Below are 25355 nucleotides of genomic sequence, written 5' to 3' on the forward strand. Positions count from 1 at the left end.
TGTTTTTGTTAACAATTACCCTAGAAGTATTTTTCAATTATGAATCAAGTATCCCAATAGTTGTATAAATAGTTACAATAAAAGTATAAATAAGCTTGTTACTTATTTTTTTTTGTTAAAACTCTTGTCTATATCCAAGTGTAAAGCTTATTTTTACGCTTTACCTATGTTGTAGAATCGGCTTAATTAAAGCTCCTATTTTAATGCTTTCATGATACAGAAATTTAAAGAACATTTAATTTCAGAATTCCCCGTACTTTTTCAGAGTAAACTACTTTTAGCAGTTAGTGGAGGGGTAGATAGTGTAGCTTTATGTCACCTTTGTAAAGCCGTTGGATTGGATTTCGCAATTGCACATTGTAATTTTCATTTACGTGATCAAGATAGTATAGATGATCAAGCTTTTGTTGAACAATTAGCAAAAGAACTTCAAGTACAGGTGTATGTAGCAGAATTTCAAACTCAAAGTTATGCCAAGGCAAATAATAAATCTATTCAAATAGCAGCTAGAGAATTGCGTTATACCTATTTTGAACAAATAAGGCAGCAATATGCTATGGATTATGTTCTAACGGCTCATCATTTGGATGATTCAATAGAAACTTTTTTTATTAATTTAACCAGAGGTACAGGTATAGATGGCCTTTTAGGTATACCAAGTACAAATGGATATATTGTGCGTCCTTTACTTTGTTTTACCAGAGTTCAAATCATGGATTATGTTGTAAAATCTGGCTTTTCCTGGAAGGAGGATTACACCAATGCTCAAAATAAATATTTACGAAATAACATTCGAAATCAAATTATTCCTTTGTTTAAGCAAGTGGCAGAGAATTTCTCAGAATCTTTTTATTTAACTATTGGAAATCTCCAGCAAAGTGCACAATTAAGTAAGGATGCAGCCTTAATGGCTTGGGAGAAAGTTACTACGATTCGTGAAAATCAGGTTTATTTTTCCATTGCTGAGATAAAAAAATTATCTTCGCCAAAGGCTTATTTATATCAGTGGTTGGAGCCTTATGGCTTTCAAGCTTGGTTTGATATTGAGCAATTAGTAGAGGCCACAAGTGGTAAAGTGATTTACAGCAAAGACTATATTTTATTAAAAGACCGTGATTATCTTATATTACAAGATCGCTCAAGTTTTGAAAACAGTAACAGTGATAAGGTATATTGGATCGATCAAGAACAAGAAATAATCTCTCCTTTGCCTTTGAGTTTGCAAAAGAGTCAAAAAATATCAACCCAATCAGGGCCTAATGTAATTTACCTGGATGCTGACTTGCTTAGTTTTCCTTTGCAAATTAGAAAGCCTGAATCTGGTGATAAATTTATTCCTTTGGGAATGAAGGGTTCAAAAAAAGTAAGTAAGTTTTTTAAAGATGAAAAAATTAATATTTTTGAAAAAAAACGTACTTGGATACTAACATCTAACAATCAAATCGTATGGATTATCGGAAATCGTATGGATGATCGATTTAAGGTAAGAAGTACAACAACAAACATTATTAAAATAGAACTTAAAGTATGAGAAAATTAATTTTCCTTCTGTTTTTTTTGATAAGCACTTTGAGCGTTTCGGCTCAAATGTTTGAAAATCCTGCAAAATGGGAGACATCAATAAAAAAACAGAGTGATACCGAGTATGTTATTACTTGGAAGGGTAGCGTAAAGCAAGGGTGGCATTTATACTCCCAACATACTCCAGATGGAGGACCATTACCATTGGAGTTTATTTATAATAACCAGAGTGGAAACTATACCTTGGATGGACCAGCAAGTGAGAGTGAGACAACAACGAGTTATAACGATATTTTTGGAGTAGATGAAACTTATTTTGTTGGGCCAATTACATTGGTTCAAAAAATAACGTTAGACAATTTGGATACGCCTAATATTCAAGTTGAATTAGCCTACCAAGTATGTGAGGAGATGTGTATAAGTCAAAGTAATTTATTTGTCTATGACTTAAAAACTTTATCCACTCAAGAGGTTCAAAATTTTCAGGCTTTTGAATCCCTTGAGAATACCAATCAAAAGACAAATTCGTCTTTGCAAGAGGATACTTCAGTTATGTCCAAAAACACAAAAGAAGAGCAAAAAGGTCTTTTTACGATTTTCTTTTTGTCCTTTTTATCGGGCTTCGCAGCCTTGTTAACACCATGTGTGTTTCCAATGATTCCAATGACTGTAAGCTTTTTTACCAAACAAAGTAAAACAAGAGCAAAGGGAATCAAAAATGCTATTTTCTATGGACTTTCCATTATCTTGATATATGTGATCTTAGGTACTATAGTAACGGCTATTTTCGGTGCAGATTCATTAAATGCATTATCCACAAGTGTAACTTTTAATATTATATTCTTTATTATATTAGTTGTTTTTGCGAGTTCATTTTTAGGAGCATTTGAAATTATGCTACCAAATTCATGGGCAAATAAAGTGGATTCACAAGCCGATCGTGGTGGTATTGTAGGAATTTTATTTATGGCTCTAGCCCTGGCAATTGTTTCTTTTTCTTGTACTGGACCAATTGTAGGAACTCTTTTAGTGGAGGCTGCCTCTAAAGGGGGAATAGCTCCTATTGTAGGGATGCTTGGATTCTCTTTGGCCTTGGCCTTACCATTTATGTTATTTGCTATGTTCCCAGGTTGGTTAAATTCTATGCCTAGATCTGGAGGATGGTTAAATACAGTAAAGGTTTCCTTAGGGTTTTTAGAATTAGCCTTAGCCTTTAAATTCCTTTCTAATGCCGATCTTGTTTTACAAACACATTATTTAGAAAGAGAAGTTTTCTTAGCTATTTGGATTGCGATATTTGGTACTTGGGTACTCTATTTATTAGGTAAAGTTCGTTTACCTAATGATAGCCCGACCGATAGTATTTCTGTGGGAAGGTTATTTATGGCTTTATTTGTAAGTGTGTTTGTAATTTACATGATTCCTGGATTATGGGGGGCACCATTGAAAATCATCTCTGGATTCCCACCTCCGATGACCTATAGTGAGAGTCCTTACGGGGTAGGAGCTAAAGGTGGCTCTAGTGTAAGTTCCGATACTGGGGTGTTACCTAAAGGAGCTTCGCTTGCAGCTCATGATATTATGGCTTTTACCGATTATGAGTTAGGAATGGCTTACGCCAAGAGTGTAAATAAACCTGTTTTACTTGACTTTACTGGTTATGCTTGTGTTAACTGTAGAAAGATGGAGGATTATGTGTGGTCAGAGGCTCAGATTCAAAGCATATTAAAAAATGAAGTTGTTTTAATTTCTCTATATGTAGATAGTAAGCAAGAGCTTCCACAAAATGAGCAATATATATCCAAAACAAGTGGAAAAAAGGTGAAAACCGTTGGTAATAAATGGAGTGATTTTCAAATGGAACACTACCAGGCTAATGCCCAACCTTATTATATTATTTTAGACACACAAGCCAACGCCTTAAGCGAGCCTGTGGGATATACTCCTGATACAGAGCAATATCAAAAATGGTTAGAGAAGGCCATTGCAAAGTTTAAATAAAAAAAAAGAAAATATTTTTTTTAAAAAGTAGCCCCTAAAAGGCTACTTTTTTTATTATATACCTTTTAAGGGCTAAAACTGTGTTAACACCCTGGTAATATAGATTATCTTGGCATGCTTTTTTCGTATATTTGAGTTGAGTATAAAATAAGATATTTCCTTTTTTAAGATCAAAAAAATAAGAAGTTATGAAACTATCCAATAAAATTTTTGCAAATATACTTCTAGCTGGTATATTGTTTTTTTCCACAGCAAGTTTCTCACAAGTGCTAACTCCTCAAACTAGTCCTAGATCTCAAATAGAGCAAGTAGTAGGTCTTACAAAGGTAGAATTAGACTATTCTAGACCTAATGTAAAAGGAAGATTAATCTTTGGTGATTTGGTCCCTTATGGTAGGGTTTGGCGTATGGGTGCCAATGAAAATACGGTAATTAGTTTTGCAGATGATGTACAAATCCAGGGTAAAACCTTAAAAAAAGGTTCTTACGCTCTTTATAGTATTCCCAAAGTGGAACAATGGGAAATTATATTTTACAAAGATATTGATAATTGGGGCGTGCCAGAGATTTGGGATCAAAGCAAAGTGGCTTTGTCAGCTACTGTGAAAGTAGAGTCAATAGATCAAAGAAAAGAAACTTTTACCATTGGGATTAACGATTTAAATATACAAGGGGCTACTTTAGATATCATGTGGGAGAATACCTTGGTTAGTTTACCCTTTAGTGTACCTACCAATGAATTGGCTATGCAGAGCATTGAAAAAACCATGGATGGTCCTAGTATAGTTGATTATTATAGTGCGGCAGAATATTACTACGCATCCAATCAAGATGCCAATAAGGCATTACAATGGATAGACCAAGCTATTTTAAAATCTGGAGATAATGTACCGTATTATTTTGTGCGATTAAAATCACAAATTTTAGCTCGGTTAGATTTAAAACAACAAGCAATTCAAGTTGCTCAACAAGCTTTAGAATTAGCCAAACAAGCCAATAATTTGGATTATATAAAATTAAATCAAGAGTCAATTAAACTTTGGTCTTCCCAAATTTAATTACAGGCAACCTTTGCGTTGCCTTTTTTTTAGTCAGAGCAAAGGAATTTTTTTAAAAAGAGTATCTTTGTTTTTTAACAACACAATCTAAATTATGCTTACAGAATTAAATGCAATCTCACCCATTGATGGGAGATATCGTGGTAAAACACAACAGCTATCGAGTTATTTTTCCGAGGAAGCCTTAATAAAATACAGAGTATTGGTTGAGGTAGAGTATTTTATAGCTCTATGTGAATTAGGATTACCTGAGTTAAAGGGAGTTCCAAGTGAAGTCTTTAAAGAGTTACGTAAGTTATATGAAAACTTCTCTAGTGAAAACGCAATTTGGATTAAAGAAAAAGAAAGTATTACCAATCATGATGTAAAGGCGGTAGAATATTTTGTTAAACAAGCCTTTGATAAACTTCAATTACAAGAATATAAAGAGTTTATTCACTTTGGTTTGACCTCTCAAGATATTAATAATACGGCTATTCCTTTGATGGTAAAAGAAGCGTATTATAATGTTTATATGCCGGTTTTAAACCAGCTTATTTTAAAGTTAGATCAACTTTCGCAACAATGGAAAAATGTTCCAATGCTTGCCCGTACCCATGGACAACCAGCATCTCCTACACGTTTGGGTAAGGAAATCTATGTATTTGTAGTGCGTTTACAAGAGCAGATAAAGCTTTTACAACAAATTCCTTTTGCAGCCAAATTCGGTGGAGCAACTGGGAATTTCAATGCGCATTGTGTTGCTTATCCTTCTTATAACTGGAAACAATTTGGAACTGATTTTGTAGAATTAACCTTAGGGTTAAAGCATTCTTTCCCTACTACCCAAATCGAACATTATGATCACCTAGCTGCATTTTTTGATTCATTAAAACGTATTAACACAATCTTAGTGGATTTAGATAGAGATATGTGGACTTATATCTCAATGGATTACTTTAAGCAAAAAATCAAACAAGGAGAGATAGGTTCCTCGGCAATGCCACATAAGGTTAATCCAATAGATTTTGAAAATTCAGAGGGGAATTTAGGACTTGCAAATGCGCTGTTTGCTTATTTGTCAGAGAAATTACCAGTATCTCGTTTACAACGTGATTTAACCGATAGTACAGTTTTAAGAAACATTGGTGTACCATTTGGGCATACTTTAATCGCTTTTGAATCTACCATTAAAGGATTGAGTAAACTTTTATTAAACCAAGAGAAATTCGAGAAAGATTTAGAAAATAACTGGGCTGTTGTAGCCGAGGCCATACAAACCATTTTACGTCGTGAGGCATATGAGAATCCATATGAGACCTTAAAGGATCTAACTCGTACCAACGCGGTTATTAATAAAGAATCAATTGCTAGTTTTATTCACACTTTAAAGGTTAGTGAAAAAGTAAAACAAGAGTTATTACAAATAACACCAAGTAATTATCTAGGAGTAGAATTGGAAACAAGATAGATAAAGGATTAAATAATCAACAAAAGCCTTAAGAGAAAAATTACTCTTAAGGCTTTTTTGTAACCTCGTTTTTTAAATCCTGATTTTCTTTAATTGTCTATTACTTTTAATTCCAAAACTTCCAGAGCATATAAAAAATAAAGAAGTAATGGTATTTAAAAGATCTAGTTGGTTTTTAAATAAAAAAGAATCTAGATTTTTAATTAGTAAAATCACCCCAACGACCAGAATTAAAAATGATACCATTTTTAATAAACTAACGTAAGACCGACCCATGTTATAAGTTGTTTTATATTAATAAGTTATAAATGTAATTAAATAAAAAAGCCTATCAAAATTTTGATAGGCTAATTTGTATTAATTGTACTATTTACATCCTTTCTTTATAGGTGTATAACCTCTCCGTATGCATCCGCTACAGCTTCCATTACCGCTTCACTCATTGTTGGGTGAGGGTGAACTGCTTTAAGGATTTCATAACCGGTTGTTTCAAGTTTTCTAGCCACAACAGCCTCTGCAATCATGTCTGTTACTCCTTGTCCAATCATATGACAACCTAACCACTCGCCATATTTTGCATCAAAAATAACTTTCACAAATCCATCAGGAGCTCCAGAAGCCTGTGCTTTACCTGAGGCAGAGAATGGGAACTTACCAACTTTAATTTCATAACCTGCATCAATTGCTTTTTGCTCAGTTAATCCAACAGAGGCAATCTCCGGTAGGGCATACGTACATCCAGGTATGTTTCCATAATCTAGAGGCTCTACATGATGACCAGCTATTTTCTCCACACAAAGAATTCCTTCTGCCGAAGCAACGTGCGCTAAGGCTTGTCCAGGAACAACATCTCCAATGGCATAATAACCTGGAATATTAGTTTGGTAGAACTCATCCACTAAAATCTTATCTCTATCTGTTGCAATACCAACTTGTTCTAAGCCTATATTGTCAATATTTGTTTTAATACCAACAGCCGATAAAATGATATCTGCCTCTAGAACTTGTTCGCCATTAGCTGTTTTTACAAAAGCCTTAACTCCTTGACCAGTGGTGTCAATACGCTCTACAGAGGCGTTTGTTAAGATGTTGATTCCAGCTTTTTTCAACGAACGCTCCATTTGTTTTGAGATATCTACATCTTCTACCGGAACGATGTTTGGCATATATTCTACAATGGTAACCTCTGTGCCCATTGAGTTGTAAAAGTAAGCAAACTCTACTCCAATTGCTCCTGATCCAACCACAATCATTTTCTTTGGTTGTTGCTTTAAGGTTAGTGCTTGACGATACCCTATTACTTTTTCTCCATCTTGAGGGATATTTGGTAATTCTCTTGAGCGTGCTCCAGTAGCAATGATAATATGATCTGCGGTAAGTTCGGTTACTTTACCATCTTTATCGGTAACTTCTACTTTTTTACCAGCTTTTACTTTTCCGTATCCATTGATAACTTCGATTTTGTTCTTTTTCATTAAGAACTGAACCCCTTTACTCATGCCTTGCGCTACATTGCGAGAACGAGCAATCACAGCCTCAAAATCCTTATCAACATCTCCTTGAATTTTTAATCCATAATCAGATGCATGTTTAAGGTATTCGAATACTTGTGCAGACTTTAATAATGCTTTTGTTGGGATACATCCCCAGTTTAAGCAGATACCACCTAAGTTTTCTTTCTCAACAATAGCTACTTTATAACCTAATTGAGATGCTCTAATGGCAGTTACGTAGCCTCCAGGACCACTTCCTAAAACAATAATATCGAATTTCATATATATATATTCTATATTTTTACCGTACGAAAATAATCAAATATTTCCGTTGAAAAAACTTTCAACTATAAAACTTATCTTTTAAGGCTTTATGTATTTGTAAAAAACAACTCAGATTTGGTTTTTAATATTGCTTTTATCTCAAATTTGGGTGTGTATTTTTAAGAAATCTACATTAATAATCAGTAACTAAGCACTGTTTTTGCATAGTTTTTCAAAGTAAAAACAATACAAAAAAAGACGTGGTATAAAAGTGATAGTTGAAAATAGTTTCAACAAGTTTGTAAATAAAAAAATACCCCAGGCTGTTGTTGGCATGCTCTGGGGTAAAGTATATTTTATATTTAGGTGTTTGGTTTGTTTTTAAATTGGGAGTCATACAATTTTTTGTAATATCCTTGGTTAATGGAAAGTAATTCTTGATGAGTACCTTGCTCAACTATATGGCCTTTTTCCATAACAACTATTCTATCTGCCTGTACAATGGTTGCTAGTCGGTGAGCGATAATTATGGAGGTTCTGTCTTTGGTAAGCCAGTTGGTTGCTTTTTGTAGTAATTCTTCACTATGGGTATCTATAGAGGAGGTAGCCTCATCTAAAATTAATATACTAGGATTACTTACATATGCTCTTAAAAAAGCAATTAATTGACGTTGTCCCGAGGATAGCATAGCACCTCTTTCTTTTACATTATAATCATACCCACCTGGTAGGGATTCTATAAAATCATGTATTCCGATTTGTTTTGCAGCTTGCGTTACTTGTTCTAAGGAAATAGTAGGGTTACTTAAACGAATATTATTTAAAATAGTGTCACTAAATAAAAACACATCTTGCAATACAACCGCGATTTGTTTTCTAAGGGAGTTAAGGGTGAAATCTTTAATATCTGTTTGGTCAATAGTTATTGAACCTTTATCAATATCATAGAATCGATTTAGTAAATTAATAATTGTACTTTTTCCTGCCCCCGAAGAACCTACAATGGCTATAGTAGAACCTTGTTTAATATCTAAAGTAATTCCTTTTAAAACCTCAATATTTGGGATGTAACTAAAATGAACGTCTTTAAGAAGAATATCGCCTTTAAAATCTTTAGCTATTATCTTGCCATGATCTGGCATTTTATCCTGGGTTTCTAAGATTTCAAAAACGCGGTCTGCCGCCACAATCCCCATTTGCATAACATTGAATTTATCTGCAATTTGACGAAGTGGATTAAATAACATGGATATTAGCATGGTATAGGCAAATAAATCACCAAAACTAGTAAGGTTATCCCCATTGACAATTGACATACCTCCATACCAGATTACAAAACCAAGAGTTAGGGAAGAAACAATATCTGCTATAGGGAAGAAAATGGAGTTATAAAGAATATTTTTAAGCCAAGCTTTATTGTGTTTTTGATTAATTTGCTCAAAGTTTTTGTATTCAATATCTTCTCTTGTAAATAATTGAACAATTTTCATTCCAGTTAATCGCTCTTGTACAAAAGTATTCAAGTTAGATATTTGTGCACGAACTTCTTGAAAAGCAGTTTTCATTTTTAATTGAAAAACTCGTGTGGCATAAAAAATAACAGGCATAGCCAAAAGCACTATCAAACTCAATTGCCAATTCATATAAAGCATAATACCAAAGACAACAACCATCTTTAAAATATCACTAACAATCATAAACAGACCTTGAGAGAATATACTTGCTATGGATTCAATATCAGAAACGGACCTTGTAACTAGTTTACCAACTGGCTCTTTGTCAAAGTAACTCATTTTAAAATTCAAGATTTTTTTAAATAAATCTTCACGAATATCCTTGACAATATCCTGTCCTAGCCAAGAGGCCCAATAGGTGAAAAAGTATTGAGATAGTACCTCTAATATTAAAACGATTCCCATTAATCCAACGTAAATCAGTAAACCGGGTTTATCATTGGTTTGCACGTAATTATCCACTGTTTGCTTAAGCATATATGGTCTGGCTGCTGCAAAAATAGATAAGGAAATAGCAAAAACAATCACCCAGTTAAAACGGGATTGATATTTTTTTGCATACTGCATTACCTTTTTTAAAGATACCGATGTGTTGGCTTTCATAGATAGGGATATGTTACTTTAGTTAGAAAAAGACCTTTGCCTGGAACCGAAAAACCGGCTTGACTTCTGTCTTTACTTTGAATAATTTTATGCAAATCTTCCAAGGAATTCTTATGGGTACCAATTTTTAATAAAGTTCCAACAATTGCACGTACCATATTGCGCAAAAAACGATTTGCCTCAATGGTAAAAATTAGTTTATTATCAGGTGTTTTTTGCCAATATGCTTTATAAATTATACAGTTGTATGTATGAACATCTGTATTGGATTTAGAGAAACATTCAAAATCATGATACTCAAACAATATTTTGGCTGCTTGATTCATTATCTGTATATCTAAATCCTTATAATAATAGTAACTCATAGGGTAACAAAAAGCATCTTTATACGTATGTATATGATATTCATACGTTCTTTTTGTTGCGTCAAATCTAGCATGCGCCTGGTTGTCTACCCTGTGAATTTGATATACTACAATATCTAAAGGTAAAAAAGAGTTTAGTTTACTAACAAGTAAAGTAGTATCTAATTCAAAATCTATATCAAAATGGGCAAACATTTGTTTTGCATGTACCCCTGCATCGGTTCTACCTGCACCTACAAGCTCTACTTTTTGCTTTAATAAAGTAGACATAGCTTTGGTTAAAACCTCTTGCACTGTAATGGCTTGTGGTTGGCACTGCCAACCATGATAGTTTGTACCGTTATAGGCAAATTCTAAAAAATATCTCAAAATGAAATCTGTTTGCTTTTAAATAGCAAATATACTTTAAAATAACCACCTTAGGTGTTTAGGTTATTATAAAATTAAGTGAATTGGACTTAGTAGATTTTAAATTTAGGTAATTATTTATCAACCAGCAAGTCTATAAAAGTGTTTAGACTCGGTGATAAAGAGTAAAAAAAGACAAGATTTTCACTTTATTAAATCAGATAATGGTTTACTTTTACTCTCTAACTAACCTAAATGTTAAATTAAAAGCCTATTTATGAAAAAAATATTGAGCTCCTTGGCTCTTTTAGCTGGATTTATTGTTCAAGGACAAAACTTCTCAGATCATTTTGAGAACAAGACATTGCGATTAGATTATATTTTCGCAGGAGATGCTCTTAAACAAGAAGTGTATTTAGATGAAATCTCTAGCCTACCAACTTGGGCGGGGAGAAAACATAATTTATCACAAAATGCGCTACAGGGTAACGGACAAGTTCGTGTTTATGATGCCAAGAGTAAAGAGTTAATTTATACCAATAGTTTTAGTACTCTTTTCCAAGAATGGTTATCGGTGGATGAAGCAAAACAAAGAGCAAAAAGTTATGAGAATACCGTTTTAGTACCTTTTCCTTTGCATCAAGTTGAGGTGGAATTAGTTTTATTTGATGCTAACTCTCAAGTGTCTTCGTCCAATAAAATTTTGGTAGATCCACAGGATATCTTAATTCATGCCAAAGGATTAAAAGATGTTGTGGAACACCAGTATGTGACAAAGGCAAAAGATCCCAATAAGGCTATTAATGTTGTATTTGTGGCCGAGGGCTATCAAAAAGAACAAATGCCTGAATTTATGCAAAAAGTAAATGAATCTATTCAAGCGCTAAAGGAACATAAACCTTTTGATAAATATTTTGATCGCTTTAATTTCATTGCCGTAAAAAGTGAATCAGTTGACCCAGGAGTTAGTGTACCAAGAGAGGACCAATGGAAAAACACTGCGGTAGAATCCAATTTTGATACGTTTTATTCCGAGCGCTATTTAACAACTAATCGCATAAAAAAATTACATGATTTATTAGCTGGTATTGATTACGAACATATTATTATTTTAGCCAATACACCGGTTTATGGAGGTGGAGGAATTTATAACGGATATACCTTAACTACAACCGGACACAAAGATTTCAAGCCAGTTGTGGTTCATGAATTTGGTCATAGTTTTGCAGGTTTAGCAGATGAGTACTCTTATGTAGATGATGCTTTGAGTGAATTTATTTCCGTAGAAAGTGAACCTTGGGAAAAAAACATCACTACTTTAGTTGATTTTGATCAAAAATGGGCTGATCAATTAAAACCAGGAACACCAGTTCCAACTGATCCAAGCTTAATTAAAACCTATCCAATGGGGGTTTACGTGGGACCTAATGAGAGAAAAGTATATAAGTCCTCTTTTAATTGCCGTATGAAAACCAACGTAGATGTAGAATTTTGTCAGGTTTGCCAAAATGCAATAGAAAACTTAATTTTGTTTTACACAGAATAGTTAACAAAATAAACTAAGATAAGCTCCTTTTTTAAAGGAGCTTATTTATTAATAATAAGATACCAGATGCAAAAGATTTTACTTTTATCCGATACCCATAGCACCATAGATGAAACTATTTTAAAGTATGTGCATTGGGCAGATCAAGTTTGGCACGCCGGGGATATTGGCAATCAGCAAGTAGTTGAAAAAATACAAGCTCTAAAACCCTTAGTGGCGGTTTATGGAAATATTGATTCCCAGGAGATTCGTGATGAGTTTCCCAAGGAAATTTTTTGGAAATGCCAACAAATGGGGATTTATATGACACATATTGGTGGGTATCCAGGAAAGTATAACTCACAAGTTAAATTGGCTTTAGAAAAATATAAACCCCAAATATATATTTGTGGACATTCTCATATTTTGAAAATTCAATACGATCAATCCAATCAGGTATTACATTTAAACCCTGGCGCAGCTGGAATAAGCGGCTTTCATCAAGTTAGAACGATGCTCAAATTTATATTAGAAAAAGGACAAATTAAGGATTTAGAAGTTATCCAATGGCCTAAAAACAAAAAAACCGAACAATAGATGTTCGGTTTTTTTAACGCACTAATAACTAAGATGTTAGGTTTATCTTAATCGATCCACAGATTTTACAAGATCTTCATCCTTTTTGATGGCTCTGTTTGCTAAAACTAGAAACAGGATAGAAACAATAGGGAGGAACATCCCAATACCTTTCTCAGACACTTGTGTAAAAGCGTCTCCAGATACCGTTAGTGTACGATATATTAATAATCCTAATAGTATTACGTTTGATATCATATTCAATCTGTTAATAACAAATTGTTTTTGCCTGTTTTTAAAATTCAAAAATGCTACTGCGCTTAATGCTGCCGATAATCCAAATAACACCGGAACAAAGTTAAGCATCATAAAATAAATATCTTTGTTTTCTGCATTTTTCCACAAAGGAAATACAAAAGGTAAAATTCCCATGACTACAAAAGCCAAAAACAAATATACGGATTGAATTCTTTGTAACATAATTTTGTAATGATTGAAGTACAAAAATAATATTTCTTTTTGGTTAAAACCTATTGTTTTTTAAAATTTATTCGTAATATTGCACTAGTTCTGTCGTAAGTTGTTCATAATACGGCAATTCTACACGCAAATTCCATTCTTATTTGAACAATTTCAACTCAATATTTTATAATCTATAAACATTTATATGTTTGATATTTCCGAATTAAAAAAAATGAAGGTCTCCGATCTTCAGGATATTGCTAAAAAATCTAAGATAGCAGGAACTTCAGGCTTAAAAAAAGAATTACTTATATCAAAGATTGTAGCTTTTCAAGAATCTAAAGACGCAGCAGTTGAAAAAACAGCTAGAAAGTCTAGTGATGATTTACCTGATACAACTAAAGCAACGCAAGAAGCTAAAGAAAAAGTAACTCCTTTAAAGCCCACTAAACTAAGTGTAAAAAAAGATACACCAGTTACTGCTATGCAAGGTGAGAATCTAACAGATCGTTCTGATAAAAAGCAGAATAATCCGCAAGAGATATCAAAAAAAGCAAGCGTGGAGAATAAGGATAAATCTTCTTTAGGAAATGAGCTTACCCAAAAATCTAATTTAGAGTCTGGAAAACAAACAGAGCCTTTAAATAATCAGAACGCTCCTCGTCAGCAAAGAAAGCGTGTTTCTGGGAAGCAAGAAGCAATTGAGCAAGAAGCAAAAGTTGAGCAATTGCCAGAGAACAACGACTCTACTAACCCAATGGGTAAGAGTAATGAATCCGATAAAAACTCGACCAAGGCCCCTCAAGATAATAAGGGCTTTACAAGAGATAATAATAAACGAGAGTTTAATAAAAAGAAAAATGAGAATCGCCGCGATACTCAAAAAAGAGATCAAAGAACTCCTTTTAGTAAACAATCCGACAATAAACAATCCGAGCCAGGTAATCCTGCAAGTACTTCCAATAAACCAAGCACAACAGATCATTCAAAACCAGAGGGTAGTGAGACTGTAGTAGGTGAGACAGAAACAAAGAAAAACCATAATAAACAATCAGGTAATCCTACCAATCAAGGTGGTAATACCCAAAGTAACAAAAAGAATAATTTTAGAGAACCCGATTATGAGTTTGATGGAATTATTGAAAGTGAAGGGGTCTTGGAGATGATGGCAGATGGCTATGGATTCTTACGTTCGGCTGATTATAATTACTTATCCTCCCCAGATGATATTTATTTGTCCCAAAGTCAAATAAGATTATTTGGATTAAAGACCGGTGATACGGTAAAAGGAGTGGTACGTCCTCCTAAAGAGGGAGAGAAATTCTTCCCGTTAGTAAAAGTTTTAAAAATCAATGGTCATGATCCACAGGCCATACGCGATAGAGTTGCTTTTGAGCATTTGACGCCACTTTTTCCAGAGGAAAAGTTTAATTTAGATGCCAAAAGAAGTACTGTTTCTACACGAATTATGGATATGTTTTCTCCTATTGGAAAAGGTCAGCGTGGAATGATTGTTGCCCCGCCAAAGACAGGGAAAACAGTTTTACTTAAAGAAGTAGCTAATGCTATTTCTGCAAATCATCCAGAGGCTTATTTAATTGTACTTTTAATTGATGAAAGACCAGAGGAGGTTACCGATATGCAAAGAAGCGTAAACGCAGAGGTAATTGCTTCTACTTTTGATGAACCAGCAGAAAGACATGTAAAGGTTGCTAATATTGTTTTAGAAAAGGCAAAAAGATTAGTTGAATGCGGACATGATGTGGTTATTCTTTTGGATTCTATCACGCGTTTAGCAAGAGCTTATAACACGGTTCAGCCTGCATCTGGTAAGGTTTTAAGTGGTGGAGTAGATGCCAACGCTTTACAAAAACCTAAGCGATTCTTTGGAGCAGCTCGTAATATTGAAAATGGTGGGTCATTAAGTATTATTGCTACTGCTTTGGTGGAAACTGGATCTAAGATGGATGAGGTTATTTTTGAGGAGTTTAAAGGTACTGGAAACATGGAGCTTCAGTTAGACCGTAAACTGGCAAACAAACGCATCTATCCAGCTATTGACATTACTTCTTCTTCTACTCGTAGAGATGATTTGTTACTCTCTGCATCGGCTCTACAGCGTTTATGGGTTGTAAGAAAGTATGTCGATGATATGAATTCGGTGGAAGCTATGACCTCTATTATTGACAATATTAAAAAAACAGATAATAATGACGACTTTTTAAAGACACTAACTAATTAAAAAAGTCATCAATAAATAGATAAAGCAGTTATGTTTATTTAGCATAACTGCTTTTTTGTTTATTGAATTTTATCCACATGCGAGCACTTATTTTTTTATGGATCTATGCTGTAAAGCTAAGAGCTGTGCACTTTTTTGTTTTCTTTAGAGTTTGTGGTGTTAGATAAAATAATTTTTTTATTTTTTTTTATTGTTCAAATTACTCTTAATAAGTAGTTTAGCTTATCGACTAAAAAAAACTTTAAAAATATTAGTCCTGAAGGTTTGTATTTAAATAATATCGTTCTATATTTGCACTCGCAATGAGCAATTGGCCACGTGGCGCAACTGAATAGCGCATCTGATTACGGCTCAGAAGGTTGCAGGTTTGAATCCTGCCGTGGTCACAAAGTCTTGTTTTACTAGACTCTCTCATTGCAAAAAAAATAAAAAGGCCACGTGGCGCAACTGAATAGCGCATCTGATTACGGCTCAGAAGGTTGCAGGTTTGAATCCTGCCGTGGTCACAAAAAAGGTATACACAAACTGTATACCTTTTTTTATTTTATACACTTTTTGTTATTTTTAAATTATTTTAAAAATGGGTAGGTTTAATAGTTATTTAAAATTTCTTTACAAATCAAGCAACCAACACGGTGTGCATTCACCATTTGTATATAGCTTATTGACAAAGGGGCTTTATAAAAAAAGTCCACAGTATAGGAAAAGAAAAAAATCAAAGGCTTTTGTAGAACGCGTTTTTCGTTACTTTAAAGTGAAAAATGTAGCTGTGATAAACCATAATAAAGAAAAAGTGGTACTTCCCAATATAACCGATCTTTGCTTTAAGAGCTTTAAAGCCGATCAAGGTCAATATGATGCAATTTGGATACAAAAAACCAAGCAAAACAGTGGTAAGAAAGATATTTGTTTAGATAGTTTAATTCTAGCAATGAGTAATGATAGTTTTATTATCTTGGATAAGGCAAAAGGGGGAAGTAATATTCAAAGTCTATGGTATGCTATTCAAAAGGATGATCGCTTTACTGTAACTATTGATTTTTATTATTACGGACTGGCTTTTATAAGACAAGAACAACTCAAGCAACATTTTATATTAAGAATGTAAGTATAAAAGGTTGTAACTTTAAGTGGAATAAATTATTTTGGTGTAACAAAAGTCTATTATTATCTACTTATAGAGTATAAAACCAACTCAAAATTTACTATGAAAGAATTAATCATCGATGTAAAGGACATCAGACGCAATTTTAAACTAGGTTCGGAAACTGTTAAGGTATTAAAAGGAGTGAACCTAGAGATTGAAAAAGGGGATTATGTTGCTTTGATGGGGCCTTCGGGTTCTGGAAAAAGTACATTGATGAATATTTTGGGCTGTTTAGATACCCCAACAAGTGGTGTGTATCATTTAAATGGAATCGATGTTAGTTCTTTAAATGATGATAGTTTAGCTGAAATTAGAAATAAACAAATCGGTTTTGTTTTTCAGACCTTTAATCTAATGCCAAGAACTACTGCTTTGGACAATGTAGCCTTGCCTATGATCTACGCAGGTAAGAACGCCGAGCAACGTAAAAAAAGGGCTACCGAGGTGTTAACTCAAGTAGGGTTAGAAGATCGTATGGATCACCAACCCAATCAACTCTCGGGAGGACAAAGGCAGCGTGTGGCTGTGGCTAGAGCTCTTGTTAATAATCCAGCTATTATTTTGGCCGATGAGCCAACTGGAAACCTAGATACGAAAACCTCCATTGAGATTATGGCTCTTTTTGATGATATTCACGCCCGAGGTAATACGGTGATTTTAGTTACTCACGAGGAGGATATTGCAGAGCATGCACACCGAATAATACGATTAAGAGACGGGGTGATTGAGAGTGATCTTAGAATAAAGTAATTTTTGGTTTTCTAATTGACCTTTTTAATTGTATTTTGCTGATGATTTTATAACTAAATTAAATTTCATGAAGGTATATACTAAAACAGGAGATAAAGGAACCACGGCTTTATTTGGTGGTACACGAGTTGCAAAAAATCATATCCGTATAGAGAGTTATGGCACTTTGGATGAGTTAAATTCTTACATAGGACTTATTCGTGACCAAGATATCGATTCACAATATAAACAAGTATTAATCCATATTCAGGATCATTTATTTATTGCTGGAGCCATTTTAGCTACCCCGGTGGATAAGGAGATTCTAAAAAATGGAAACAAACGATTAAATATTGCAAGAATTACCTCAGAGGATATTGAGTTTTTAGAAAAGCAGATAGATCAAATGGATCAAAGTCTTCCTATGATGACTCATTTTGTGTTACCAGGAGGCCATACCACGGTGTCATATTGTCATATAGCTAGATGTGTTTGTCGTAGAGCCGAGAGGTTGGCAGTTGAATTAAGTGAAACCGAAGAAATAGATCCACGTGTTATTCAATATTTAAACCGACTTTCTGACTATTTATTTGTATTGGCACGAAAGTTGTCTTTTGACCTAAAGGCAGAGGAAATAAAATGGATTCCAAGAAAACCAGAATAATTTTATCACTTGAAAAAAGTTGTTTTTTGCTTTTCTTAGTCTAAAATATACTTCATGCTAATAAATTCAGTGAAATAAATTAAAAAATGCTTGGTAGTTTCATAATAAAAATTATTTTTGCATTAATATTAAAAAAAAGAAAGAGATGTATTGGACATTAGAATTAGCATCTTATTTAAGTGATGCTCCTTGGCCTGCAACAAAAGATGAGCTTATTGATTATGCCATTAGAACAGGTGCTCCACTTGAGGTAGTTGAAAACCTTCAATCCATCGAAGATGAGGGAGAAATCTATGAATCAATGGAGGAGATTTGGCCAGACTATCCTACCGACGAAGATTATCTTTGGAACGAGGACGAGTACTAAAAATAAGAAATAAAAAAAAAGCCTCAGTTAAGGCTTTTTTTTTGTTTAAATTTGAAAAATAATAAACAAAAATACGTAAATACATAATTTATGAATCTTATAAATAGTATATTAAAGGTATTTGTGGGGGATAAATCGGAAAGAGATATCAAGTCTATAAAACCTTTAATTGAAAAAATTAAAACATATGATAGTTCTCTACAGGCTTTAAGCAATGATGAACTACGTGCAAAAACAATTTATTTCAAAGAAATAATACAACAATCTAGAGCAGATCAAGATCAAAAGATTGCAGATTATCGCGCTGAAATTGAAAACACAAGTGATATTGATGCAAGAGAGAATATTTATGCAAATATTGATTCTTTAGAAAAACTAGCTTATGATAATACCGAGAAGGTTTTACTAGATATCTTACCCGAGGCTTTTGCCGTTGTAAAGGAAACTGCTAGACGTTTTAAAGAGAATCAAGTTGTTGAGGTTACTGCCACAGATCGCGATAGAGAGTTTGCACAAACCAAACCATATGTTACCATTGAAGGAGATAAGGCTCTATGGGCTAATACCTGGTCTGCTGCTGGTAAGCAAGTAACATGGGATATGATTCATTATGATGTGCAATTAATCGGTGGTATTGTTTTACATCAAGGAAAAATTGCAGAGATGCACACAGGGGAAGGTAAAACTTTAGTTGCAACATCTCCTCTTTATTTAAATGCTTTAACAGGAAAAGGGGTTCACCTTGTAACGGTGAATGATTATCTTGCAAAAAGGGATAGTCAGTGGAAAGCTCCTTTATTTGAATTCCATGGTATGTTGGTGGACTGTATTGATAATCATCAACCTAACTCTCCGGGAAGACGTGCCGCTTATGCTGCGGATATTACCTATGGAACTAATAATGAATTTGGTTTTGACTACTTAAGAGACAACATGGCTCATACACCAGAGGAGTTAGTACAAAGAGAGCACAATTACGCAATTGTTGATGAGGTGGATTCGGTTTTAATCGATGATGCTAGAACTCCTTTGATTATCTCTGGACCTGTACCACAAGGAGAAAGACATGAATTTATGGAATTAAAGCCAAAGGTTGCAAACCTTGTGGAGATTCAACGAAAATTAGCAAATGGCTTTTTAGCTGATGCAAAAAAATTAATACGTGAAGGTAATGTAAAAGACGGTGGGTTTTTATTATTAAGAGCATATCGTAGTTTACCTCGAAATAAAGCATTAATTAAGTTCTTAAGTGAAGAGGGAGTAAAGCAAATTCTTCAAAAAACAGAGAACCAATACATGCAAGATAATAACAGAGAGATGCACAAGGTGGATGAGGCTTTGTACTTTGTTATTGAGGAGAAAAACAATCAGGTTCAATTAACCGATAATGGTATTAAGTTTTTATCGCAAGATACCACAGATGACAACTTCTTTGTATTACCGGATATTGGTACAGAGATTTCAAAAATTGAGGCTAAAAAACTATCCTCGGATCAAGAAGCAGAAGCCAAAGAGAAATTATTTCAAGATTTCGGGGTAAAGAGTGAACGTATTCATACATTAACTCAGTTATTAAAGGCCTACACTGTTTTTGAAAAAGATACCGAGTATGTGGTGATGGACAATAAGATCATGATTGTAGATGAGCAAACAGGTCGTATTATGGACGGTCGTCGTTATTCCGATGGACTTCACCAAGCCTTAGAAGCAAAAGAAAATGTAAAAATTGAGGCTGCAACTCAAACCTTTGCAACTATTACACTACAGAATTATTTCCGTATGTATAATAAGTTAGGAGGAATGACCGGTACGGCTATTACCGAGGCTGGAGAGTTTCTACAAATTTATGATTTAGATGTAGTGGAGATTCCTACAAACCGTGGAATTGCAAGGGATGATAGAGAAGATAAGATTTATCGTTCGGTTCGTGAGAAGTTTAAAGCAGTAATTGAAGATGTGGTTGAATTATCTGAATCTGGACGTCCAGTTTTAATTGGTACCACTTCGGTTGAGATTTCCGAACTTCTTAGTAGATCTTTAAAAATGCGCGGTATAAAGCACAATGTTTTAAACGCGAAATTACACAAGCAAGAGGCTCAAATTGTTGAAGAGGCCGGTAAGCCAGGTGTGGTAACTATTGCTACAAACATGGCTGGTCGTGGTACGGATATTAAGCTTTCACAAGAGGTTAAAGATCGCGGAGGTTTAGCAATTATTGGTACAGAAAGACACGATTCAAGACGTGTTGACCGTCAGTTAAGAGGTCGTGCTGGAAGACAAGGTGACCCGGGAAGTTCACAATTTTACGTATCGTTAGAGGATAACTTAATGCGTTTGTTTGGTTCAGACCGCGTGGCTAAGATCATGGATAGAATGGGATTAGAGGACGGAGAGGTTATTCAACATTCAATGATGACTAAATCCATTGAACGTGCTCAAAAGAAAGTAGAAGAAAACAACTTTGGTATTCGTAAGCGTTTATTGGAATATGATGATGTGATGAATGCCCAACGTGAGGTTATTTACAAACGTAGAAAACATGCCTTGTTCGGAGAACGCTTAAAGGTTGATATTGCAAATATGATGTTTGATCTTTGCGAGCGTATTGTGGAAGATCATAAATTACACCAAGATTACCCTGGGTTAAAAATGACTATTATTCGCCATTTTGGTACCGATACGGTTGTTTCAGAGGATGATTTTATGAAATTAGATGCAACAACTTTGGCCAACAAACAATATGATATTGTTTTTACTGCCTACCAAGAGAAGTGTCGTCGTAGTGCTGAGGAAGCCTTTAAAGTAATTCAAAAAGTATACGAGGAAAATGCAGCGCAATTTGAGCGAATCGTAGTTCCTTTTACAGACGGAATCAAAACTATAAATATTGTTACAAATCTAGAAAAGGCTTACAATAGTCAAGGTGCAACTTTAATTGAAGATTTCGAGAAAAATATTACTTTGACCATCTTAGATGAGGCTTGGAAAAAACACCTTAGAAAAATGGATGAGCTTAAGCAATCTGTTCAATTAGCTGTTCACGAACAAAAAGATCCTTTGTTGATTTATAAGTTTGAAGCATTTGAATTATTTAAAACTTCTTTAGCGGAAATAGATGTGGAGGTTACAGCCTTTTTAACAAAAGGAGATATCCCAAGCCCGGCACAACAACAAGCCTAAAGAAAGCTTTATTTAAGTTTATATTATATCCTAAAAGGATTGTCTTACCCAAAAAGGTATGGCAATCCTTTTTTTAATTGCCAAGGATCAATAATTCACAGGTTTTGGATGCCTTTATACTTTGTAAAAACCACAAGGTAACACCAACTGTTTTTTACTTTGGAATTACCCTATAATTACTACAAGTAGCAATTACTTATTGTATTACAAAGGGCCCTTAAAAGATTGGGTTTTGTGTGGTGTGTTTAATGTTAATTGCTTTTTACAAGGAAAAACAGATTAAAATCGTTTAAGTTTTTTGCAAGATTCTACTAGTGGATTTAAAGGTATGATTTGATTATAAATAGTAGTAAAAAAAAAAGCGATGATTATTTAAATCATCGCTTTGTATATAAAGATAAATCAAGATTAGTCTAATTCAACTATTTCCAATTCAAACACTAAATCGGTGTTTGGTGGAATTGGACCTACTCCCGCCTCTCCATAAGCTAAATGAGAAGGAATAAAGATTGTGGCTTTATCACCAATTTTCATTTGTTCGATTCCTTCAATAAATCCAGGGATTAAACCTGTTTTCATACCAAATTTAAAAGGAATTGGTCCATATTGATTGTAATCAGCTCTTCTTTGATCAAACATGTCATAGCTTTTTGCTACCTCTGGGATATTGGAGTCAAATAAAAGGCCGTTTTCAAAATAACCTGCGTAGTTTACTCCAATCTCTTGACTTATTTGTGGACTTTGATTCTCCGCAGAGCTTTGAGTAATCACGTAAGATAATCCCGATTGGGTAGTTGTTGCTTGTTTTTTTAGTTTGGCAAACTCCGTTGCTTGCTTTTCTTTTACTTGGGATAGAGCTTTTTGATGCTCTTCTTTTTCTTTGTTGGCCTCTTGCATTGCATTTTTAAATACTTTAGCAGCATTGAATTTTTTAGCATCTTTACCAACACGGATAATTTTTATTTCTTTAATAATATCCTCTGATTGCCCGATTTTATTAACCACATCCATACCTTTTACAACATATCCAAAAACACTGTGCATATCATCTAAATGAGGTGTTTCTCTATGGGTAATGAAAAATTGACTTCCGTTTGTATAAGGACCGCTATTTGCCATGGATAAAGTACCGGCTTTATTGTGTCTTAATTCGGGAGTAAACTCATCCATAAAAACATATCCAGGACCTCCGGCACCTGTGCCTGTTGGATCTCCGGTTTGAATCACAAAGTTTGGTACCACACGGTGGAACTTAAGTCCATTGTAGTATTTTTTTCCTTTGTATTGTTTGTCTACCAATGGATTGTCACCTTCGGCTAAACTAACAAAACTTGCAACTGTAACGGGTGCCTTTTTATATTCTAATTCAGCAACGATTGTACCTTGAGATGTAATTATCTCGGCATATAAGCCATCTGGTAAATCTGTTTTAACAGCAGATGTGCAGGCTGTGAATAAGGCAACAAAACTTAAAAGTAAAGCTGTCATTTTTTTCATTTTTAAAATTATTTTTGGATTGATTTTAGTTCGATTGTAAAGATTAGGGGTTGATTTTTGGAAATTTTATTGGTATCTCCTAAATACGAATAAGCCAATTCAGAGGGAGCTAGTATTTTTATGACCTCATTTTGTTTTAAAATTTTTAATCCCTGTCTTATTATTGGCAATAAATCTTGTTTGTCTATTTGAGCTGTTTGTGTTGCTATTTGCTCAAAGGAATAGATTGTTTGGTCTTGTAGATCACTTATTTGATAGCTATAAGTTACTATATCTCCAGGCTCAGCAGTGATTGAATCTCGAAGCTCTCGGTGTAGGTAGGTATAGTAAAAACCTTTTTGATTATGGTTGTACTTTTCTTTAGGTCTATCTTGAATATATTGCAAAAATAGATCTTGTTGCTCTTGTGTAAGCTCTGCGTTTCGATGTATGGAACTACCTAAAACACTGTTGGAGTTTTGAGTAATGGCAGATCTAGCTGGCTGTTTTTCTTGACAGCTAGAAAGACTAATTATTCCAATTAAAACCAATAGTGTAGATAGGGACTTAGCCATAGAATTCATTTTTATGTTTAGCAACCACATCTTTAAAATAGTCAATTGTTTCTTGTAAGCTTAGGTGTGATTTACCACCTGCTGCATTAATATGTCCTCCACCTTGAAAATAGGCTCTGGCAAATTGGTTACAATCAAAATTACCTTGGGAACGCAATGAAATTTTGATAATCCCTTCTTCTTTTCTCTCTATAAAAAAAGCTGTTAGGTCAATTCCTACTATGGATAAACCATAATTAACAAATCCATCTGTATCTCCTTTTTGATGAGAAAACTCTGCTAATTCTTGATCGCTTAGGTAAATATAAGAAGTATTATATTGTGGTAAAAGACACATATTTTGTAAGGCTCTACCCATTAATTGTAAACGATTATAGGAGCTGTTATCAAAAAGGGCATTGTGTATGGTTGGATTTTGTATTTCATATTGGATTAAATCCGCAACAACTCGGTGGGTATTAGAAGTGGTTTTCGGAAAACGAAACGACCCAGAATCTGTAACAATACCCGTGTATATACAAGTTGCAGCTTGTTTGTCCATATATTGTAATAAATCCAGCTTTTCTAAAATGGTATATAGTAATTCACATGTAGATCCAAATTCCGGATTAGAAAAAGTAACTTGGGCGTAATCACCTGGCATTTGATGGTGATCAATCATTACAAAAGGTTTGTCTAAAGGACTTAGAAATGCTTCCATTTGATCCCCTGTACGTAAGAGTACATTAAAATCTAAAGTAAAAATAAAATCACACTTATGCATTAAAGACATGGTATGCTTTTTATTTTGTTCGAAGATCAAAATATCATTGGCACCAGGCATCCATGCTAAAAAATTTGGAAAGTCATTTGGAGATATTACATAAGGGGTGTGTCCCATGTTTTTAAGTACATGGTAAAATCCTAATGTAGACCCAATTGCATCCCCGTCAGGATTACGATGGGGAATAAGAGCTATTTTTTTAGGCTCACTTAATATGGTTTTTAAAGCCTGTAAACTATTTTCATTTATCATAATGCGAAAATAAGATATTTTATGATTTAAAATAAAATCTTTGCGCAATTATGTCTAAAAAACAGTGCTATGTAAAACCAAGATATTAAATAGCTAATGATTTTAGATAATCTTTATCAAGTAGAGTAATTTTCTTTCCAGAGATTGCTATAACTTTTTCTTTTTTAAATTCCGATAGCAATCGGATACAGCTCTCTGTGGCAGTACCTACCATACTGGCTAAATCCTCCCTGGATAATTGTAGGGATAAGTTACCGGCTTGTTCAACTCCGCCGATTTCCTCTAATTTTAATAAAACAATCGCAAGTCTTTCTTTAACTGTTTTGTGGGTATGATCTGCAATATCCTTATCGGCATCTTTTAAATGGTTACAGATGTCCCTTGTGATAAGTAAAGAAAACTTGTTGTTATCTGTAAAGTACTCCAAAATTTCTTTTTTAGGAATAAAGCAAACATTCATATCCTCTAAAGCCGTAGCTGTGAGGTTTGAATTCTCTTCATTAATTAAAGAGCGCTGGCCAAGAAGCTCACCTCTTTTAACTAATTTAATTACTGTATCCTTTCCATTGGAGTTTAACTTGGTAAGTTTGCAATAACCATCTTTAATGCAAAACACACCATTTAGGTTATCTCCTTCACTAAAAAGTATATCTCCCTTTTTTACGATAAAGTGCGTTTTTGTATCGGTTATTGTAGAAAGCTCCTCACGGCTTAAAGCCTTAAGGGAACTAAATTCTCTAATAACACATTGCTCACATCTGGTCATAGACTATTTGTAAT

General features: G+C 34.0%; 20 protein-coding genes and 2 tRNA genes. 14 read left to right on the forward strand and 8 right to left on the reverse strand.

Features of this window, described 5'->3' with window-relative positions:
- Positions 1-211 precede the first annotated feature (211 nt).
- The 4 genes from tilS to purB all read left to right on the forward strand — a co-directional run bounded on the left by tilS (position 212) and on the right by purB (position 6030).
- Entirely contained in the window at positions 212-1531 is a 1320-nt protein-coding gene (gene tilS / locus ACYSNV_RS03100) for a tRNA lysidine(34) synthetase TilS (protein WP_461761103.1), read from the forward strand.
- The gene (locus ACYSNV_RS03105; RefSeq protein WP_461761104.1) at positions 1528-3522 is read left to right on the forward strand and encodes a protein-disulfide reductase DsbD family protein; all 1995 of its coding nucleotides are present in this window, start codon (positions 1528-1530) and stop codon (positions 3520-3522) included. The genes tilS and ACYSNV_RS03105 overlap by 4 nt, the downstream gene beginning before the upstream one ends.
- Positions 3523-3710: 188 nt before the next feature.
- Positions 3711-4580 (forward strand): DUF2911 domain-containing protein, encoded by an 870-nt coding sequence (locus ACYSNV_RS03110; protein ID WP_461761105.1) that lies wholly within the window; start codon positions 3711-3713, stop codon positions 4578-4580.
- A 94-nt stretch (positions 4581-4674) separates the two neighbouring features.
- Entirely contained in the window at positions 4675-6030 is a 1356-nt protein-coding gene (gene purB, locus ACYSNV_RS03115; protein ID WP_461761106.1) for an adenylosuccinate lyase, read from the forward strand.
- 383 nt (positions 6031-6413) lie between these two features.
- Here the strand turns inward: purB and lpdA are convergent, their stop codons facing one another.
- From lpdA to truA, 3 genes are all read right to left on the reverse strand, one after another.
- Positions 6414-7805: a dihydrolipoyl dehydrogenase gene (gene lpdA, locus ACYSNV_RS03120; RefSeq protein ID WP_461761107.1), complete on the reverse strand. Its 1392-nt coding sequence runs from the start codon at positions 7803-7805 to the stop codon at positions 6414-6416.
- Positions 7806-8149: 344 nt separating this feature from the next.
- The gene (locus ACYSNV_RS03125; protein WP_461761108.1) at positions 8150-9904 is read right to left on the reverse strand and encodes an ABC transporter ATP-binding protein; all 1755 of its coding nucleotides are present in this window, start codon (positions 9902-9904) and stop codon (positions 8150-8152) included.
- On the reverse strand, positions 9901-10638 hold the full coding sequence (truA, locus tag ACYSNV_RS03130) for a tRNA pseudouridine(38-40) synthase TruA (RefSeq protein WP_461761109.1): 738 nt from the start codon (positions 10636-10638) through the stop codon (positions 9901-9903). Before truA ends, ACYSNV_RS03125 begins: the two co-directional genes overlap by 4 nt.
- A gap of 256 nt (positions 10639-10894) precedes the next feature.
- Here truA and ACYSNV_RS03135 point away from each other — a divergent pair, with 256 nt between their 5' ends.
- Positions 10895-12163: a M64 family metallopeptidase gene (locus ACYSNV_RS03135; RefSeq protein ID WP_461761110.1), complete on the forward strand. Its 1269-nt coding sequence runs from the start codon at positions 10895-10897 to the stop codon at positions 12161-12163.
- Between the two features lie 66 nt (positions 12164-12229).
- Positions 12230-12739, forward strand: a complete 510-nt coding sequence (locus ACYSNV_RS03140) for a metallophosphoesterase family protein (RefSeq protein ID WP_461761111.1) — start codon at positions 12230-12232, stop codon at positions 12737-12739.
- Between the two features lie 42 nt (positions 12740-12781).
- Here the strand turns inward: ACYSNV_RS03140 and ACYSNV_RS03145 are convergent, their stop codons facing one another.
- Positions 12782-13198: a DUF4293 domain-containing protein gene (locus tag ACYSNV_RS03145; protein ID WP_461761112.1), complete on the reverse strand. Its 417-nt coding sequence runs from the start codon at positions 13196-13198 to the stop codon at positions 12782-12784.
- Between the two features lie 187 nt (positions 13199-13385).
- Here ACYSNV_RS03145 and rho point away from each other — a divergent pair, with 187 nt between their 5' ends.
- The 8 genes from rho (at position 13386) to secA (ending at position 21509) form a co-directional block, all read left to right on the forward strand.
- Positions 13386-15422: a transcription termination factor Rho gene (rho, locus tag ACYSNV_RS03150; protein WP_461761113.1), complete on the forward strand. Its 2037-nt coding sequence runs from the start codon at positions 13386-13388 to the stop codon at positions 15420-15422.
- 312 nt (positions 15423-15734) lie between these two features.
- Positions 15735-15808 (forward strand) — tRNA-Arg (locus ACYSNV_RS03155).
- 46 nt (positions 15809-15854) lie between these two features.
- Positions 15855-15928, forward strand: a tRNA-Arg gene (locus ACYSNV_RS03160).
- A gap of 74 nt (positions 15929-16002) precedes the next feature.
- Positions 16003-16530: a hypothetical protein gene (locus tag ACYSNV_RS03165; RefSeq protein WP_461761114.1), complete on the forward strand. Its 528-nt coding sequence runs from the start codon at positions 16003-16005 to the stop codon at positions 16528-16530.
- 99 nt (positions 16531-16629) lie between these two features.
- Entirely contained in the window at positions 16630-17319 is a 690-nt protein-coding gene (locus ACYSNV_RS03170; RefSeq protein WP_461761115.1) for an ABC transporter ATP-binding protein, read from the forward strand.
- A 67-nt stretch (positions 17320-17386) separates the two neighbouring features.
- A complete protein-coding gene (locus ACYSNV_RS03175; protein WP_461761116.1) occupies positions 17387-17962 on the forward strand; it encodes a cob(I)yrinic acid a,c-diamide adenosyltransferase in 576 nt (191 codons plus the stop codon).
- 145 nt (positions 17963-18107) lie between these two features.
- Entirely contained in the window at positions 18108-18329 is a 222-nt protein-coding gene (locus ACYSNV_RS03180) for a DUF2795 domain-containing protein (protein ID WP_002986941.1), read from the forward strand.
- Positions 18330-18419: 90 nt separating this feature from the next.
- Positions 18420-21509: a preprotein translocase subunit SecA gene (gene secA, locus ACYSNV_RS03185; protein ID WP_461761117.1), complete on the forward strand. Its 3090-nt coding sequence runs from the start codon at positions 18420-18422 to the stop codon at positions 21507-21509.
- Between the two features lie 408 nt (positions 21510-21917).
- Here secA and ACYSNV_RS03190 read toward each other — a convergent pair whose 3' ends face one another.
- The 4 genes from ACYSNV_RS03190 to ACYSNV_RS03205 all read right to left on the reverse strand — a co-directional run bounded on the left by ACYSNV_RS03190 (position 21918) and on the right by ACYSNV_RS03205 (position 25341).
- Positions 21918-23006 carry a peptidylprolyl isomerase gene (locus tag ACYSNV_RS03190; protein ID WP_461761118.1) on the reverse strand — a complete coding sequence of 363 codons (1089 nt, stop codon included), beginning with the start codon at positions 23004-23006 and terminating at the stop codon, positions 21918-21920.
- Between the two features lie 8 nt (positions 23007-23014).
- A complete protein-coding gene (locus ACYSNV_RS03195; RefSeq protein ID WP_461761119.1) occupies positions 23015-23560 on the reverse strand; it encodes an FKBP-type peptidyl-prolyl cis-trans isomerase in 546 nt (181 codons plus the stop codon).
- Positions 23553-24575 (reverse strand): DHH family phosphoesterase, encoded by a 1023-nt coding sequence (locus ACYSNV_RS03200; protein ID WP_461761120.1) that lies wholly within the window; start codon positions 24573-24575, stop codon positions 23553-23555. Before ACYSNV_RS03200 ends, ACYSNV_RS03195 begins: the two co-directional genes overlap by 8 nt.
- An 85-nt stretch (positions 24576-24660) precedes the next feature.
- Positions 24661-25341 (reverse strand): Crp/Fnr family transcriptional regulator, encoded by a 681-nt coding sequence (locus ACYSNV_RS03205; protein WP_461761121.1) that lies wholly within the window; start codon positions 25339-25341, stop codon positions 24661-24663.
- Positions 25342-25355: the final 14 nt, after the last annotated feature.

The sequence above is a fragment of the Myroides sp. LJL119 genome (assembly GCF_054871605.1).

Bases quoted from the DNA above. Each gene is read 5' to 3' on its own strand.
- tilS (WP_461761103.1), top strand. From the start codon at position 212: ATGATACAGAAATTTAAAGAACATTTAATTTCAGAATTCCCCGTACTT.
- ACYSNV_RS03105 (WP_461761104.1), top strand. From the start codon at position 1,528: ATGAGAAAATTAATTTTCCTTCTGTTTTTTTTGATAAGCACTTTGAGC.
- ACYSNV_RS03110 (WP_461761105.1), top strand. From the start codon at position 3,711: ATGAAACTATCCAATAAAATTTTTGCAAATATACTTCTAGCTGGTATA.
- purB (WP_461761106.1), top strand. From the start codon at position 4,675: ATGCTTACAGAATTAAATGCAATCTCACCCATTGATGGGAGATATCGT.
- lpdA (WP_461761107.1), bottom strand. From the start codon at position 7,805: ATGAAATTCGATATTATTGTTTTAGGAAGTGGTCCTGGAGGCTACGTA.
- ACYSNV_RS03125 (WP_461761108.1), bottom strand. From the start codon at position 9,904: ATGAAAGCCAACACATCGGTATCTTTAAAAAAGGTAATGCAGTATGCA.
- ACYSNV_RS03135 (WP_461761110.1), top strand. From the start codon at position 10,895: ATGAAAAAAATATTGAGCTCCTTGGCTCTTTTAGCTGGATTTATTGTT.
- ACYSNV_RS03140 (WP_461761111.1), top strand. From the start codon at position 12,230: ATGCAAAAGATTTTACTTTTATCCGATACCCATAGCACCATAGATGAA.
- ACYSNV_RS03145 (WP_461761112.1), bottom strand. From the start codon at position 13,198: ATGTTACAAAGAATTCAATCCGTATATTTGTTTTTGGCTTTTGTAGTC.
- rho (WP_461761113.1), top strand. From the start codon at position 13,386: ATGTTTGATATTTCCGAATTAAAAAAAATGAAGGTCTCCGATCTTCAG.
- ACYSNV_RS03165 (WP_461761114.1), top strand. From the start codon at position 16,003: ATGGGTAGGTTTAATAGTTATTTAAAATTTCTTTACAAATCAAGCAAC.
- ACYSNV_RS03170 (WP_461761115.1), top strand. From the start codon at position 16,630: ATGAAAGAATTAATCATCGATGTAAAGGACATCAGACGCAATTTTAAA.
- ACYSNV_RS03175 (WP_461761116.1), top strand. From the start codon at position 17,387: ATGAAGGTATATACTAAAACAGGAGATAAAGGAACCACGGCTTTATTT.
- ACYSNV_RS03180 (WP_002986941.1), top strand. From the start codon at position 18,108: ATGTATTGGACATTAGAATTAGCATCTTATTTAAGTGATGCTCCTTGG.
- secA (WP_461761117.1), top strand. From the start codon at position 18,420: ATGAATCTTATAAATAGTATATTAAAGGTATTTGTGGGGGATAAATCG.
- ACYSNV_RS03190 (WP_461761118.1), bottom strand. From the start codon at position 23,006: ATGAAAAAAATGACAGCTTTACTTTTAAGTTTTGTTGCCTTATTCACA.
- ACYSNV_RS03195 (WP_461761119.1), bottom strand. From the start codon at position 23,560: ATGGCTAAGTCCCTATCTACACTATTGGTTTTAATTGGAATAATTAGT.
- ACYSNV_RS03200 (WP_461761120.1), bottom strand. From the start codon at position 24,575: ATGATAAATGAAAATAGTTTACAGGCTTTAAAAACCATATTAAGTGAG.
- ACYSNV_RS03205 (WP_461761121.1), bottom strand. From the start codon at position 25,341: ATGACCAGATGTGAGCAATGTGTTATTAGAGAATTTAGTTCCCTTAAG.